This window comes from Sphingobium sp. DC-2 (assembly GCF_000722555.1).
GTDB classification, from domain to species: Bacteria; Pseudomonadota; Alphaproteobacteria; order Sphingomonadales; family Sphingomonadaceae; genus Sphingobium; species Sphingobium quisquiliarum.
In genome coordinates, this window is record NZ_JNAC01000165.1 from 165,258 (window position 1) to 180,659 (window position 15,402).

14 protein-coding genes are annotated in these 15,402 nt (G+C 65.8%); 7 read left to right on the forward strand and 7 right to left on the reverse strand.

From position 1 onward, the window contains the following. Positions 1-348 precede the first annotated feature (348 nt). The 3 genes from purU to ET21_RS0124825 form a co-directional block, all read right to left on the reverse strand. Positions 349-1,215 (reverse strand): formyltetrahydrofolate deformylase, encoded by an 867-nt coding sequence (purU, locus tag ET21_RS0124815; RefSeq protein WP_030541775.1) that lies wholly within the window; start codon positions 1,213-1,215, stop codon positions 349-351. Positions 1,216-1,275: 60 nt separating this feature from the next. Continuing rightward, positions 1,276-2,295, reverse strand: a complete 1,020-nt coding sequence (locus ET21_RS0124820; RefSeq protein WP_030541776.1) for a DUF1338 domain-containing protein — start codon at positions 2,293-2,295, stop codon at positions 1,276-1,278. Positions 2,296-2,377: 82 nt separating this feature from the next. After that, a complete protein-coding gene (locus ET21_RS0124825; protein ID WP_021237239.1) occupies positions 2,378-3,373 on the reverse strand; it encodes an SPOR domain-containing protein in 996 nt (331 codons plus the stop codon). Between the two features lie 193 nt (positions 3,374-3,566). On the opposite strand from ET21_RS0124825, the gene ET21_RS0124830 reads away from it, so the two are divergent. The 3 genes from ET21_RS0124830 to ET21_RS0124840 are packed head-to-tail and all read left to right on the forward strand — an operon-like array spanning position 3,567 to position 6,135. After that, a complete protein-coding gene (locus tag ET21_RS0124830; RefSeq protein WP_030541777.1) occupies positions 3,567-4,286 on the forward strand; it encodes a ParA family protein in 720 nt (239 codons plus the stop codon). A 14-nt stretch (positions 4,287-4,300) separates the two neighbouring features. Continuing rightward, entirely contained in the window at positions 4,301-4,822 is a 522-nt protein-coding gene (locus ET21_RS0124835; protein ID WP_030541778.1) for a hypothetical protein, read from the forward strand. A gap of 17 nt (positions 4,823-4,839) precedes the next feature. Beyond that, a complete protein-coding gene (locus tag ET21_RS0124840) occupies positions 4,840-6,135 on the forward strand; it encodes an SPOR domain-containing protein (RefSeq protein WP_030541779.1) in 1,296 nt (431 codons plus the stop codon). A 43-nt stretch (positions 6,136-6,178) separates the two neighbouring features. On the opposite strand, the gene ET21_RS0124845 is transcribed toward ET21_RS0124840, so the two are convergent. Genes ET21_RS0124845 through ET21_RS0124860 form a run of 4 tightly spaced genes read right to left on the reverse strand, consistent with a single transcriptional unit; the run spans position 6,179 to position 10,344 of the window. After that, positions 6,179-7,249, reverse strand: coding sequence for a PA0069 family radical SAM protein (locus ET21_RS0124845; protein ID WP_030541780.1), 1,071 nt, complete (start codon positions 7,247-7,249; stop codon positions 6,179-6,181). A 43-nt stretch (positions 7,250-7,292) separates the two neighbouring features. Then, the gene (moaB, locus tag ET21_RS0124850; protein WP_030541781.1) at positions 7,293-7,820 is read right to left on the reverse strand and encodes a molybdenum cofactor biosynthesis protein B; all 528 of its coding nucleotides are present in this window, start codon (positions 7,818-7,820) and stop codon (positions 7,293-7,295) included. Continuing rightward, on the reverse strand, positions 7,820-9,607 hold the full coding sequence (locus tag ET21_RS0124855; RefSeq protein ID WP_030541782.1) for a lytic transglycosylase domain-containing protein: 1,788 nt from the start codon (positions 9,605-9,607) through the stop codon (positions 7,820-7,822). Before ET21_RS0124855 ends, moaB begins: the two co-directional genes overlap by 1 nt. A gap of 2 nt (positions 9,608-9,609) precedes the next feature. Next, a complete protein-coding gene (locus ET21_RS0124860) occupies positions 9,610-10,344 on the reverse strand; it encodes a uracil-DNA glycosylase family protein (protein ID WP_030541783.1) in 735 nt (244 codons plus the stop codon). A gap of 127 nt (positions 10,345-10,471) precedes the next feature. Between ET21_RS0124860 and ET21_RS0124865 the strand changes: the two genes are divergently transcribed. The 4 genes from ET21_RS0124865 to ET21_RS0124880 are packed head-to-tail and all read left to right on the forward strand — an operon-like array spanning position 10,472 to position 15,365. Next, the gene (locus ET21_RS0124865; RefSeq protein ID WP_030541784.1) at positions 10,472-12,124 is read left to right on the forward strand and encodes an electron transfer flavoprotein-ubiquinone oxidoreductase; all 1,653 of its coding nucleotides are present in this window, start codon (positions 10,472-10,474) and stop codon (positions 12,122-12,124) included. Between the two features lie 31 nt (positions 12,125-12,155). Then, complete coding sequence (locus ET21_RS0124870) at positions 12,156-13,772, forward strand: tetratricopeptide repeat protein (RefSeq protein WP_030541785.1); 1,617 nt, start codon at positions 12,156-12,158, stop codon at positions 13,770-13,772. Further along, positions 13,759-14,652, forward strand: a complete 894-nt coding sequence (locus ET21_RS0124875) for a 4-(cytidine 5'-diphospho)-2-C-methyl-D-erythritol kinase (RefSeq protein WP_030541786.1) — start codon at positions 13,759-13,761, stop codon at positions 14,650-14,652. The genes ET21_RS0124870 and ET21_RS0124875 overlap by 14 nt, the downstream gene beginning before the upstream one ends. Beyond that, positions 14,649-15,365, forward strand: a complete 717-nt coding sequence (locus ET21_RS0124880) for an N-formylglutamate amidohydrolase (RefSeq protein ID WP_030541787.1) — start codon at positions 14,649-14,651, stop codon at positions 15,363-15,365. Before ET21_RS0124875 ends, ET21_RS0124880 begins: the two co-directional genes overlap by 4 nt. Positions 15,366-15,402: the final 37 nt, after the last annotated feature.

A 15,402-nucleotide genomic window follows, 5' to 3' on the forward strand; every position in this document is an offset into this window, starting at 1 on the left:
GTCGGGACAAAAGATCATCCGCAGCCTTAAAGCAAAGCTATCTTTCCTTTCTCCACGCGCAGAGTAGAGAAGCCCTGAGCCTAGGCTCCGCGGCTTTTGAAGGATGACAGCTTGCTCCGCGTCAACAACGGCTAAAGCGCACGGCACTGACGCGACGACGCAAGGTATCGTGTTCCTCCGAGCAAGGAGAAGACGATGACCAGCAGAACCAGCAGACGCGCCCGGCCCCGGCATTCACAGCGGCAGGCCGCGATTCATATCCCCCATTCAAGCTGGTCGCGCGTGCAGCGGCCAACGGCTGCGGCATTGATCGCGCCGGATGATTTCTGGGCGAGGCTGGGTATCTGATCAGCGGAAGACGACGGTCTTTCCGCCGTTCAGCAGCACGCGGCGGTCCGCGATCCAGCCGACCGCCCGTGCCAGCACCTGCGCTTCGATGTCGCGGCCGATACGGATCATATCCTCCGCCGTGGCGCGGTGATCGACACGCTCCACGGCCTGTTCGATGATTGGTCCTTCATCGAGGTCAGCCGTCACGAAATGAGCGGTCGCGCCGATCAGTTTCACGCCGCGATCATGCGCGCGGTGATAGGGACGCGCGCCCTTGAAGCTGGGCAGGAAGCTGTGATGGATGTTGATGCACCGGCCCGCGATACGCGTGACCAGCGCATCCGACAGCACCTGCATGTAGCGTGCGAGGATGAGATAATCGGAGCGTGTCCGGTCGAAAATATCGAGTAAACTAGTCTCTTGCACGGCTTTGTCGCCATTGGGCGGCAGCTCATGATAAGGGATGCCGTGCCATTCGGTGATCCGGCGCATGTCGGGATGGTTGGACACCACGCCCATGATGTCGATGGCGAGCATGCCGGTCTGCCAGCGATGGAGCAGGTCCGCCAGGCAATGCGATCCTTTTGATACGGCGATCAGCATGCGCGGGCGGTGGTTCGACGGCGTCAGGCTCCAATCCATGCTGAATTGAGCGCCAATGCCAGCGAACTCGGCGCAAAGCCGGTCCGTATCGGCCATGCGATCATCGGTCGCTTCGAACGCGACCCGCATGAAGAAGCGCCCGGCTTCCCGGTCGGCATATTGCTGGCTGTCAGTGATGAAGCCGCCTCTTTCGGCCAGGAACTGGCTGACGGCGGCGACGATGCCGACGCGGTCCGCGCAGACGAGCGTCAGTATCCAGGAAGGAACAGCCGGATTGTTCAAGAAACCCCTCCGCCAATATTGCGATAGCGGTTGCCTTATACGGCCGGCATGATCAAGCCGTTAAGGCTGCGGTGACGGCTGAGCGCTGGTCATCGCGAAAATGCCGGTGGCGTTGCCCGTATCGAAGCTGAGGTCCAGGCGTCCTGTCGCCGGGTCGATATCGCGGCTGATGAATTCATAGAAGGAGCCCGGAACGCGGCGCACTTCCTTGTCGGCGAACAGCCGTTCGACCGTGTCGGCGCGGAAGGCGGTCTGGCGCACGCGGCCCGTCCGGGAAATCTCTATCCTGTCCTTGATGGGCCAGCCTTCCTGCCGCAGCCGCGCCGCCAGCGCTTCCACATCGGCCACGCGATCGGTCGCATGGTTGAAGGCATTGCCCTCCGTCGCGATCCACGCCGCCTCATGGGATCGGGACAAGAGCAGTTCGTAGTCCGAAAGCGTGACGGGGTCATGCTGCCTGTCGAACGCGGTGACGATGACAGGGAGAACCGCCGCTGCCTGATCGAACGTTACCGGCTCTCCGGCGGAGTAGCGGGCGAGCAGGTCCCGGCAATCGGCGTCGAGAGGATCACGCGACGTTCCGAACAGGCGGCTGGCCGCTTCCAGAAATTCAGCGTCGAAACGGTCGACATGCAGTTCCGACAGGAAGAATTGGGGTATGTTTTCCGGCGCGTCCTTGTGCCGGTAGGCGCGGCCGGTCATCTTCAACCGGTCGAGCGGATAGACGGCGGCCATCTCATAGCCCAGCGGCAGGAATATGCGGGTGAAGGCGTCCTCGCCCGCTGGCAAGGCGCCGGTCGGACCGTGGGGCAGGCGCACGGTGCGCAGCGCGCCATGGTCGAAGACGATCCTTTTTCCCCGCGCACGCACATTGGCGACATAGGCCGCTCCGTCAGGGACCCTTTGCAGCAGCCCGTGGAACAAGAGGACGTTCATCGCCATGGCGAAGGCGGCGCGTGAAATGGCGGGACCTTGCTCCCCCAGCAGTTGCGGATCGATGGCGAGCGAGGCCAATGCCTCGTCAGCGGCCTGCTCGCCTAAAGACGATCGGATGAGGGCGGGGATATTTCCATTGCTCATGGCGCGCTCCGGTTGAGCACGGTTTATCGCCTCTTGCCGGAGAAAAGCCAAGCCTGACGCCCGTCAGCAGCCCGGCTTTTCCTCACATCTTCCGGGGCATGCACTCAGCGCCCGCAGCCTTGATCGCGCCGCAGAGGCGGGCGGCTTCCGCGCTGCTGGACAGTGGCCCGGCCTGGAGCTTTGTCACGGCCCCGCCCTTGACCAGGAAGAGTTGATAGGCGGACAGTCCGCCGACCTGACCTTTCAGCTTGTTCCAGAGCGCGCGGGCGCGGCCCTCTTCACTGAAAGCGCCCAACTGCACCCGCCATGGGCCGCTGGCCGGTTTTGCGGGCGGAGCGGCTTTGGCGGGAGCGGCCTTCTCCACCGGCTTGGGAGCAGCGGCGGGGGGCAGGGGCGCGGCGGTCCGCTTGCTTTCCGCCGGGGGCGATGCCTCCTTCCTCGCCGGAGTTGGGGCAGTGGCTGGCACGGAGGCCCCCTTCTTGTCGCGGCGGTCGTCCTGATCGAGCGCGGCGAGATCCTTGCGGCCTGCCTCATTCGCCATGGCGGCGCCCTGCTGACGCTGCGCGGCGGGGATATATTTGTCCATCTGCTTGAGGCTGGCGGTCGCCTGCGCCAGCCCGGCGGCCGACGCGCGGGTCATCAGAGCATAGGCGCGCACCCAATCCTTGGGCGTCAGGTCGCCGTTGAACAGCGCGGTGCCGACGATATATTGCGCGCGCGGCTCCCCCCGGTTGGCGGCGCGTTCCAGATAGGGCAGGGCGCTCGCCCGGTCGCCCTGCTGGAACATCAGCAGGCCCAGATTATCCTCCGCCCGCACATGACCCTGTTCGGCGGCCTTGCGATACCATTGGATCGCCGTGGCCATATTGGCGGAAACGCCGCGGCCCAGCTTGTAGGCCTGACCCATGTTGAACTGCGCGTCGGGATCGCCCGCCTGGGCCAGCGGCTGCCATTCCGCAACGGCCTTGGCATAATCGCCCTGCTGCCATGCATCGACGCCAGTCTTGACGTCCGCCGCCGCCGGTTGCGCAAGGGCGGCCATCATTCCCGCGGCCAGCGCGGCCCACATCTGCTTCATCTGACATGCTCCCAGCGTATCGCTTTGCAGCAGCCTATGATCGAACAAGGTTAAGAGCAACTTAGCAACATTAACTATAGGCCCGCCGATGCCCCCCCATTCCAGCCGCCGGAAGGCCCATGCGCCGCATTAACCAAATTTTAGGCGCCTGCGTGGCAATTTCCCGGACGATTGAAAATCTGGGGGAAATTGCGTGCGCATACTTGCTTTGGCATCGCAAAAGGGTGGTTCTGGAAAGACCACATTGTCCGGGCATCTGGCCGTGCAGGCGCAAATGGCCGGGGCGGGGCCTGTCGTCCTGATCGACATCGATCCGCAGGGGTCGCTTGCCGACTGGTGGAACGAGCGGGAAGCGGAGTTCCCCGCCTTTGCCCAGACGACGGTGGCGCGCCTTGCCGCCGATCTGGAGATATTGCGCCAGCAAGGGTTCAAGCTGGCCGTCATCGATACGCCGCCCGCCATCACCATGGCGATCCAGAGCGTCATTTCCGTGGCGGAACTGATCGTCGTTCCCACCCGTCCCAGCCCGCACGACCTGCGCGCCGTTGGCGCGACCGTGGACCTTTGCGAACGGGCGGGCAAGCCGCTGATCTTCGTCGTGAACGCCGCCACCCCCAAGGCGCGCATCACGTCGGAAGCCGCCGTCGCGCTCTCCCAGCATGGCACGGTCGCGCCGGTCACGCTGCACCACCGCACCGATTTCGCCGCATCCATGATCGACGGCCGCACGGTGATGGAGGTCGATCCCAAGGGACGCTCCGCCGGGGAGGTCGAACAGCTTTGGAGCTATGTTTCCGACCGCCTGGAAAAGAATTTCCGGCGCACGGTATTTTCGGTGCCCCACAGCGGCAGCACATCGGGCGCGCTTCGTCCCGCGTCGGGCGGCTTTGGCCGCCGCGTCGTGGGCCAGTGAGGGAGGGAAGAGACATGGCCGAACCCAAACCGCTCGCCTCCCTGACCTCAGGCCTTCTTGCCCGCAAGGGAGCGGCCCAGCCCGCGATGCGCCGCCCCGTCATGGGCTTTGGCGGCCAGGCCGCCGCGGCGATGTTGCAGGATGACCTTGGCTGGAACGACATGGGTTTTGACGTGACGGAGCCCGAACCTGCTCCGGCCGAACCCCGTTCGGTGGTGGGCCTGACGCCCATGACGACGCCGGTGACCGCCGCGCCCGTGCCCCCGGTGGTGGTGGAGCGCGTGGAACTGGCGGAGCGCGTGAAGGACGCCGTCGCAGCCGCCGCGCCCGTTACCCGTACCGTGCCGAAAGGACGCAAGGCGGCTTTCACGCTGCGGCTGGATTCCGAACGGCATCTGCGGCTGCGGCTCGCCTGCGCGGTCAGCGGCCGATCGGCTCAGCAGATCGTGACCGATGCGCTGGACGCGCTGTTGGCCACGCTACCGGAAATCGACCGTCTGGCGCAGCAGGTGCCGGGCGAACGCGACACGCATTGAAGAAGAAGGACCACGGCATGAAACGCACGGCTTTCGCCAAGGCGGCGGTTTCGTCGCTGATCTTGGCAACGACCATGGTGGGCTGCGCCGGATCGGCTTTCCGCCCTTCGGCCGCTGCACCGCAGCACCGGCAGGATCGCGATTCGCTCGCCGCCGCCACGGAAAAGGCTCTGGCCAGCCGCGATGGCGCAAAGGCAGTGAAGGCGGCGGAAGCGGCGGTAAGCGCCGATCCGCGCAACGCGGCCTATCGTCAGTTGCTGGGCCGCGCCTATGTGGCGAGCGGGCGTTTCGCTTCGGCGGAGACGGCGCTGACCGACGCCATGACGCTGGGCAATCGCGATGCGCGCACCATCGTCAGCCTTGCGCTGGTGAAAGCCGCTCTGGGCAAGAATGAGGCCGCGCGCGAATTGCTGAGCGCCAATGCCGATGTCGTGCCCGCTGGTGATTATGGGCTGGCCATGGCGATGGCGGGCGACGCAGAGGAAGGCGTGCGCATCCTGTCCGAAGCGATCCACGATCCGTCAGCCACCGCGCAGACGCGGCAGAACCTGGCCTATGCCTATGCTCTGGCAGGCCGGTGGAAGGACGCGCGCATGATGGCCGGGTTCGACCTTGAACCGCTGGCCGCGAATCAGCGCATCTCGCAATGGGCGCAAAGCGCCGCCCCCGTCTATACCGCGCAGCGCATCGCCCTGTTCATGGGCGTGAGCATCGACGGCGCAGATGCCGGACAGCCGGTCGCGCTTGCTCTTGCGCCCCGGCAGGATGCCGTGGACGTGGCCGCGAGCGATGCCGCAGCGCCTTCTCCTGAGATCGCCGTGGCCAGCGCCGATACCACCGATGCGCCTGCGGTCGACGAGACTTTGCCTGATGTGGCGGCCGCCACCCCGGTCCCTGCTCCGGCCTTTGCCGCGCCCAAGCCTGTTGTCCGCAGCGCCGCGCTTGCGCCCGCGCCTAAGGCTCGTGCGGCTGCGGCGACCCGGCCCGTCCGTCAGGCTGGCCCGGTAAGCAATTGGGTCGTCCAGCTCGGCGCCTATGACAATGCGGCCATCGCCAAGGAAAAATGGTTCGCCCTGGCGCGCCGCAACACTGCGATCGCCGCGCGTCCTGCCCTGACCAGCCAGATCAAGGTCAATGGCGCGACCTTCTCCCGCCTGGCGGTGAGCGGCTTTGGCGACCGGGCCGAAGCAGTGGCGCTGTGCCGCAGCATCCGCGCGCAACGCGGCCAGTGCTTCGTGCGCGAAAATGCGCCCGATGCCACGGCCCAGCGCTGGGCCTTGACGGCGAAGCGGCAGCAACTCGCTTCGCGCTGAGCCGACCGGAACAGGGGGGCGGGCTGACCCGCCTGCCTTTTCCTCACAGCAGCCGCAGCTGTCCCTGCTGCCCCGGCGGACGGAACAGGTCGGTCCGCAGCGTCAGCCGCTCGCTTGAAAGACCGGCGCGCTTGCGGGCTTTCAGGAAACGCGTGCGGATCAGCTCGGCCCACACGCCTTGCCCGCGCATCCTGGTGCCGAAGCCCGGATCATTGTCGCGCCCGCCGCGCATGTCGCGGATGATCGCCATCACCTTTCCGGCCCGGTCGGGATAATGTTCCTTTAGCCAGGCGCGGAACAGGGGCGCGACTTCGTGCGGCAGGCGGACCGGGATGAAAGCCGCGTCACGCGCCCCGGCCGCGGCGACGCGAGCGATGATCACCTCAATCTCATGATCCGTGATGGCGGGGATGATGGGCGACAGGCTGGCGGTGACCGGCACGCCTGCCTGCGTCAGCCGCCGGATCGCCTCGATGCGCCGGAGCGGATGAGCGGCGCGCGGCTCAAGCGTGCGCGCGACCTTGGGGTCCAGCGTGGTGACGGAGATCATGACCGCCACCAGCTGATCCTTCGCCATGCCGGTCAACAGGTCCAGATCCCGCAGCACCCGGTCCGACTTGGTTGTGATGAACAGGGGGTGGCGGCATTCCGCCAGCAGCTCGATACATTCACGCGTGATCCTCCAGTCGCGTTCGATCGGCTGATAAGGATCGGTGTTGGTGCCCATGGCGATCGGGGCCACCCGGTAGGACTTGCGCGACAATTCCTCGCGCAGCAGCCTGGCGGCATCGGGCTTGGCGAACAGGCGGGTTTCGAAGTCCAGCCCCGGCGACAGATCGTGATAGGCATGTGTCGGCCGAGCGAAACAATAGATGCAGCCATGCTCACAGCCGCGATAGGCGTTGATTGATTGGGTGAAGCCGATGTCGGGCGACCTGTTGCGCGCGATGATGGTGCGGGGATGTTCCACCGTCACCTGCGTGCGCAACTTCGGGGAGGGGCCGTCCACCTGTTCAAGGGCGTCGAGCCAGTCGCCGTCGGCAATATGTTCGGACAGGTTGAAGCGGCGGCTTTCGCCGTTCAACGTTGCGCCTCTGCCCTTCTCCACAGCCATGGCTGCTTAGAACATAAGAAGAACAAATTTGCAATCCCGTTGATCAGCGCTCCAGCAGCCGGGGCATCAGTTCCACGAAGTTGCAGGGACGAAAGCGGCTGTCGAGCTGGCTTGCCAATATGCCGTCCCAAGCATCCTTCACCGCGCCGGTCGAGCCGGGAAGGGCGAAGATATAGGTGCCGCGCGCAACGCAGGCGGTGGCGCGGGACTGGATGGTGGAGGTGCCGATGCTTTGATAGCTGAGCCACCGGAACAGTTCGCCGAAGCCGGGTATTTCCTTGTCCTGCACCTGCGCCAGGGCTTCGGGCGTCACGTCGCGGCCAGTGACTCCGGTGCCGCCGGTGGTGATCACGCAGTCGACCTGCGGATCGTCGATCCAGGCATGAAGACGCGCCACGATCGCGGAACGATCATCCTTTTCGATGCGGCGATCGGCCAATATGTGCCCGGCGGCCTCTATCCTGTCCGCCAAGGCGTCGCCGGACCTGTCCTCCGTGAGGCCCCGGCTGTCGGATACGGTCAGAAGGGCGATCCGCACCGGCTGGAAAGGGCGGCTTTCATCAATGGGCATCAGTCGGAGCCGCCCGCGATCACCGGGGCGTTGATCTGGCCCTTTTGCGTCAGGCGGACCATCCGAACGCCCTTGGCCGTGGGGAAGGCGGGCCACATGCCCTGCGCCATGCCGGTCAGGCACTCCGCCTCGCCCTTGGCCTGGATCTGGTACATCCAATAGTTGCGCATGACCGTGTTCACATAAGCGCGGGTTTCATAATAAGGCAGGGACTCGATGAAAAGCAGCGGGTCGCCATTGTCCTTGACCTCGCTGTTCCAGCGTTCGACCGGCACGGGACCCGCATTATAGGCGGCCATCACCTTGGGCAGCAGCCCGCCGGTCGCGCTCATGTCCCGCAGGCTTTCCAGATAGCGCTGGCCATATTCCATGTTGGTCGACGGCACGAATAGCTGGGCCGGGGAGGAAAGGCCCATGTCGCCGCCTGTTCCGGGCAGCACCTGCATCAGGCCGCGCGCCCCCGCGCTGCTCACGACATCGCTGCGAAAGCCCGATTCCTGGAGGGTATGGGCGAAGATGAGCGAGGGATCCACGCGCCAGCCCCCATCGGGCCGCCAGTCGGGCGTGGGGAAGCGGGCGAAGCTGCCCGGCTTCTTTCCGGCAGGGCCGTTATGGGCGAGCCAAAGCTGCGTCGCGGGCAGGTTGAGCGCTCCGGCGAGGTTCAGCAGCGCATCATATTCGGCCGCGCCGCCAAGCTTCGCCTGATGCCGGATAAGCTCCTCGGCCCGTCCGCTCTGGCCGATCGCTACAAGGGCGACGGCCGCGCGGATGTTGGGGCTGTCCTTGATCTGCCGCCATTCGGACGCGCCGAAATGAGGGGCCACGCGCGCGCCGCCGAGCGGCATGCCCAGCGTTTCGCGGGCGAGCAGGCCATAAAAGCTGTCTTCGTTGCGCGCGGCAGTCTTGAGCAGATTTTCGACCTTTTCGGCCTGGCCGCAGACCATATAGGCACGCGCGGACCAATAAGCGCCCGCCGCACGCATGTCGGCATTGCCCGCCAGCGCAGCCACGTTGGCGAAGGCGGGCGCCGCCGTCGTACAATCATTCTGACGCCATGATGCAAGGCCGGTCGTCCAATGCGCCTGCACCGCCCAGTCGCCACCGGCGCGCACGTCCAGCGCGCGCGCAGCCATGCGCCGGGCGCTGCTGTCGTCATTTTCGATATAATAGGACCAGGCGATGCGTTGCCGCGCCTCCGTCAGCCCCTCCGGCGACAAGCCTGCTTCCCTGCTGGAGAGCAGCGCTTCCGCGCCCGCCGGATCGTCATTCTTGATATAGGGGGTAATCTGCGCCACCAGCGCCTGCGCGAGCAGGTCGGTCTTGACCGTGGGCACATATTCCCGGCGGGGAGCGGAGCCCAGCCAGACCATCTTCTGCACCTGCGGAAGGACGGGCAGGATCGTCGCGCCGCGCTTCTGGGCGAGGCGCGATAGCTGATCGGCGTCGGGCAGCCAGGCTGCCTTGTTGATGAGGTCCAGAAGGTCGAACAGTTCGACGCGCGGCGAATCCTTCGCCAGATAGAGTTGCGCCAGCGCCACGGGGCGAACCGGATCGTCCGGGCCAAGCGCCAGGATCATCGCCTTGGCATCGGCCCATTTCTGATCCAACAGCGCTGCAAAGATCGCGGCGTAGCGCGCCTTGTCTCCATCGCTGACATCAAGGATGGAGCGGGACAGGCTGGCCGGGATGGCCGCCGCCGAAGTCGTGTCAGCCGAAGCAGGCAGGGCCGCGAGCGCCCCCATGGCGGCCAGAGCCAGGCAAGACGAGCGGGTCAGGACGCGAATCACCGTTATTCTTCCTCGATCAGGCGCTGCAAGGTCCGCCAGCATTCCGCTTTTGCCGCGGGCTGCCCCAGCAGCAGGCGCGGATGGAAAGTGGCGAAGGCTGGCACATTGCCGCCATCATGGTTAAAAAACTGTAAATCTTCTATCATGCGCGCCCCTTCGCCCGTCATGCTATTCGGGGGAGGGAGCAAGGTCCGCACCGTGCGGTCGCCCAATATCAGCAGCCGCCGGGGCGCCGCCAGAGCGACCTGCGTGCGCATGCGGCCAGCGGCGGCGCCCAGGTCCGCAGCCTCGACCATCCCGCCCGGCGGACGCGACAGAAAGAGCGACGCCAGATAGATGTCGGCCCGGACAAGGCCGATCGCGGCGAGCATCGCGTCGAAAAGCTGCCCCGCCCGGTCGGCGAGCAGGGTCCCGGCCGTCATGTCGGCAGGGTCCGGCATGTCGGTGACGACCATCAGCGACGCCTGCGCCTTGCCCTGCGGGAGGATGGGCGCGCCGGGCCAGCGCCGTTCCGGCTGGTGAGGATCATTCGCCAGCCAGTCGTGGAACCCTTCCAGACTTGCGGGTTTTTCCTGTTGCGGCGCTTGAATGGCGGGCGCGGCCGGTTGCGCCGGAGCCGCTGGCCGCAGCCAGTCCACCGGCTCCTCCGCCGTCGCGCAATCGACGCCGGCAAGGTCCCACCACGCCAGATAGGCGCTGGCGGCGGCCGCCGCATCTGCCTGCAATATTCCCCGCATCGATCTTCTAGGGCCAGAGGTTGACGCCGTGGTCAAGAATCTTCATCGGCACGGATGGCAAAACGTTTACGTAATACGGCGACCGGACTGAGGATGAGGGAACCACCGGACGCCTGATGGAGGACATATGAGCGAACGGGAATCGATGCCTTATGACATCGTCATTGTCGGCGGAGGCCCGGCGGGACTGTCAGCGGCGATCCGGCTGAAGCAACTGGCGAACGACGCGGGGCAGGAACTGGCGGTATGCGTGCTGGAAAAGGGGTCGGAAATCGGCGCCCATATCCTGTCCGGCGCTGTCATCGATCCCAAGGCGCTTGACGAATTGCTGCCGGACTGGCGGGACATGGGCTGTTCGCTTGCCGAAACATGGGTGACGGACAATCAGCACTGGTTCCTGACGAAGCGCGGCAAATTTTCCATGCCGCACATCGCTCTGCCCCGCTGGATGCACAACAAGGGCACCTATACCGGATCGCTTGGCAATTTGTGCCGCTGGCTGGCCGAGCAGGCCGAGGGGCTGGGGGTCGAAATCTTCCCCGGCTTCGCCGCCGCTGAAATCCTCTACAATGAGGATGGTTCGGTAAAGGGCGTCGCGACCGGCGACATGGGCATCGACCGCGAGGGCAATCGCAAGCCCGATTATCAGCCGGGGCTTGAACTGCACGCCAAATATACCTTCTTCGCCGAAGGCGCGCGCGGGCATCTGACCAAGATATTGAAACGGCAATTCGATCTGGATGCCGATAGCGAGCCGCAGGTCTACGGCATCGGCATGAAGGAATTGTGGGACATCGATCCCGCCATGCACAAGCCGGGCCTGGTCATCCATACCCAGGGCTGGCCGCTGACGGACGCCTATGGCGGCGGTTTCCTCTATCACCAGTCCAATGGCCAGGTCGCGCTGGGCTTCGTCGTGGGCCTTGGCTACCGCAATCCCTATCTCTACCCGTTCGAGGAATTCCAGCGGTGGAAGCAGCACCCGGAAATCCGCAAATATCTGGAGGGCGGCCGTCGCGTGTCCTACGGCGCGCGCGCGATCAACGAGGGCGGGTGGCAGTCCATTCCGAAGCTGGCGTTCCCCGGCGGCGCGCTGATCGGCTGCTCGGCCGGCTTCGTCAACGTGCCGCGTATCAAGGGCACGCACACGGCCATGAAGTCCGGCATGCTGGCGGCCGAAGCGGCGTTCGCGGCGATCAAGGCGGAGCGCGGCGGCGACGTGTTGCAGGATTATGAGGATAATCTGCGGACGAGCTGGGTCGCCAGGGAATTGCAGCTCGTGAAGAATGCCGAGCCGCTGCTGGCCAAGTTTGGCGGCACCATCGGCACGCTGCTGGCGGGCATCGATATGTGGATGCGCACGCTCAAGATCGGCCTGCCCTTCACGATGAAGCACAAGCCCGACAATGAGAAGATCTGGCGCAAGGACCAGTGCGCGAAGATCGACTATCCCAAGCCCGATGGCGTCATCAGCTTCGACCGCCTGTCCTCCGTGTTCCTGTCGAACACCAATCATGAGGAGGATCAGCCGGTCCACCTGCAATTGAAGGACCCGTCGATCCCGATCAGCTACAACCTGCCCCTTTATGACGAACCGGCGCAACGTTATTGTCCGGCGGGCGTCTATGAAGTGGTGGGATTGGACGAAGGCGCGCCGCGCTTCCAGATCAACGCCCAGAATTGCGTCCATTGCAAGACGTGCGACATCAAGGACCCGACCCAGAATATCAACTGGGTCGTGCCGGAAGGCGGCGGAGGGCCGAACTATCCCAATATGTAGGCGGATCCTCCTTTCTTCCGTTCCGTTGCTGATGCTGCCGGGCATTGCCCGCGCATCGGTCGACCGGACCAGCGCGCTCCACGCCTATGCGCGGGGCCGTCTGGCCGACAGCAATGGGGCGGCGGCGATCGCGCTGGAAAATTACCGCCAGGCGCTGGCCGCTGACCCGGATCAGATGGATATCGCGCGGCGATCCTATTTCCATGCCCTGATCAGCGGGGACATGGCGCTGGCGATGCGGTCCGCCGCCTTGCTGGATCAACAGGGCGTCTTGCCGAGGGACGGCGCCCTGCTGTTCCTTTCCGGCGCGCTCAGCCGCAAGGACTGGCAGGCCGCGCGCCAGTGGACCGACCGCCTCGTTTCGGAGGGCAATTTCGCCTTTCTCGCGCCTATCCTGCGTAGCTGGATCGCGCTGGGAGAGGGCAGGGTCGCTGCTTCCGAAGTGGAAGGGACGGATCGGTTCGCATCACTGGTGCAGCGCTATGCCGATGAGCATGCGGCGTTGCAGGCGCTGGCGCGGGGCGACGTCAAGGAAGCCGGGCCAGCCGTCAATCGCGCGCTGGCGCTGCGCACGGCCGACCTCACCGAATTGCGCCTGTTTTTCGCCGCGCAACTGGCGGCGCGCGGGGCAAAGGAACAGGCGCTTGCCCTTCTTCCCGCTGGCGAGGCGAACTATGCCAGGGCGCGCGATGATCTGAATGCCCGGAAAGGGCGGAGTGACGCCGGAAAGCCGCTCACGCCGGCACAGGGATTTGGGCGGCTTCTGACGCGCCTTGCGACGGATGTGAGCACGGATGACGCGACGCGCATTCTGGGCATCCGCCTTGCCCGGATCGGCAGCTTCGCCAATCCGTCCGGCGTGGACGGCCGCATCGTCCTTGCGCAGTTGCTGAGCGAGGCGGGATATTCCCGCTACGCCATTGAGGAGGCGCGGAAGGTTCCGGCCGATGGCTGGTTCGGCGTGCTGGGGCAGGCCGCCCTCGCCGATGCGCTGGCGCAGGCGGGCGACAAGGAAGCGGCCATCCGCCTGGCGCGCAGCCTGGCCGCCGCGCCGGGCGCAAGTGCGGAGCGCCATGTCCGGCTGGGCCGCCTGCTGGCCAATGCCGGGGATTTCAGCGGGGCCGCCGAGGCGTTTCGCGCGGCGCAGGCGGCCTATGCGCCCGGCGCCGTGCCCTGGGCGCTCCTGCTGTTCGAAGGCAGCGCGCTGGAACAGGCGGGGCGCTGGGATGAGGCGCGGGCCGTGTTGGAGCGGGCCGCCAAGGCCGCGCCGGGCGAGGCGGTGGTGCTCAACTATCTGGGCTATGCGCAGATCGAGCGGCGGCAGAATGTGGAGGAGGCGCTGGCGCTGCTGAAACAGGCGAGCGCGCTCAAGCCCGAAGATGCGTCGATCATGGATTCGCTTGGGTGGGCGCAGTTCGTGACCGGCAATGTGACGGAAGCCGTGCCCGTGCTGGAGCGTGCGGCGGCGGGCGCTCCAAGCGATGCGACGATCAATGAGCATCTGGGCGATGCGCTCTGGACGGCGGGCCGCCGGTTCGAGGCGCGATATGCCTGGAAGGCGGCGGCCGTTTTTGCGGAGGGCGAGGCGGCGGCGCGGCTCAAGGCCAAGACACGGGAAGGATTGAAACCGGAATATGCCGCCCCTTGATGCGGACATGCCGCCCGGCGTCGCGCCCGGCGTGGGAGAATTGACCGAGACCGCTTATGCGAAGGTCAACCTCGCGCTCCATGTGCGGGAGCGGCGGGCAGATGGCTATCATGCGCTGGAAAGCCTGTTCGTGTTCGCGCAGGATGGCGATGTGCTGACCGGGCGCATCGCCGACGGGCTCAGCCTGACCATCGAAGGCCCTTTTGCGGCGGGGCTGGAGGCGGGGGAAGGCAATCTGGTCATGAAGGCTGCGCGCGCCATGCTGGACCAGGTGGGGCAGGGACGCGGCGCGACGTTGAGGCTGGTCAAGAATCTGCCGGTGGCGTCCGGCATCGGCGGAGGATCGGCCGATGCCGCCGCCGCCTTGCGCCTGCTGGACCGGTTGTGGGATGCGCGTGTCCCACAGCCGGAGCTTGAGCGGATTGCCTTGTCGCTCGGATCGGACGTGCCCGCCTGCCTCGCCAGCACGGCGCAGATGGTGCGCGGACGCGGCGAGGTGCTGGAGCGCGCAGATCTGGCGGGGCTGCCGGGCACGCCCATGCTGCTCGTCAATCCGGGTGTTGGGGTTTCGACGGCGCAGGTCTTCGCCGATTGGGATCAGGTGGATCGGGGCGTGTTGAACGCCAGCAGTCTGGACGGCGTGATTGCTGACGGCCGCAACGATCTGGAACCGGCGGCCGTGGGGATTGCGCCTGTGATCGCGGATGTGCTGGCGGACCTGAGGCAATGCGCGGGCGTCCGCCTTGCCCGCATGTCGGGATCGGGCGCGACATGCTTTGCCCTTTTTGGCACGCAGGCGGAGGCGCAGGCCGCCGCGGCCGCCCTGAAGCGGCGGCGCGATGGCTGGTGGGTCATGGAAACAAGGATCAGGGCGGCGTGAGCGAGGCTTTTACTCAGATTGACGGCGGCGATCTCAACCTGCTGATCATCGCGGACCATGCATCGGCGCATGTTCCAGAGGATATCGACCTTGGCATCGATCCGGCGCTGCTCAAGGATCATATCGCCGTGGACATCGGCGTGGCCGGGGTCAGCCGCCTGCTTGCCGGGCAGCTGGGATGCACCACCATCCTGGGCGGGGTGTCGCGGCTGGTGATCGACCTCAACCGGGAGGATGACGCGCCGGGCCTGCTGCCGGTGATGAGCGATGGTCATGCCATCCCCGGCAACCGCCATGCTGACCTTGCCGATCGCATGATGCGTTTCCATCACCCCTATCATCATCATATCGAACGCGTTCTGGAGGGGATGGGGAACGCCTTCATCCTGTCCGTGCACAGCTTCACCCCGCGGCTCGCCAGCGATCCGCAGCAGCATCGGCCATGGGACATCGGCATCCTCTACAATCAGGATGACCGTGCCGCGTGCATCGCGATCCCGTTGCTGGAGCAGGCCGGGCTGATCGTCGGCGACCAGCAGCCTTATTCCGGCAAGCTGCTCAACGCGACGATGAACCGCCATGCCGAAGCGAACGGCATCCCTTATCTGGGCATCGAGATGCGGCAGGACCTGGTCGCCGACGAGGCTGGGCAGCGCCGCTTTGCGGACATATTGGGTCCCGTGGTGCTGGAATGCCGCAATAGCCTTGCGTGACTCGCGCCTTTTTGAAAAAGAGGCCCGCGCAAGAAGG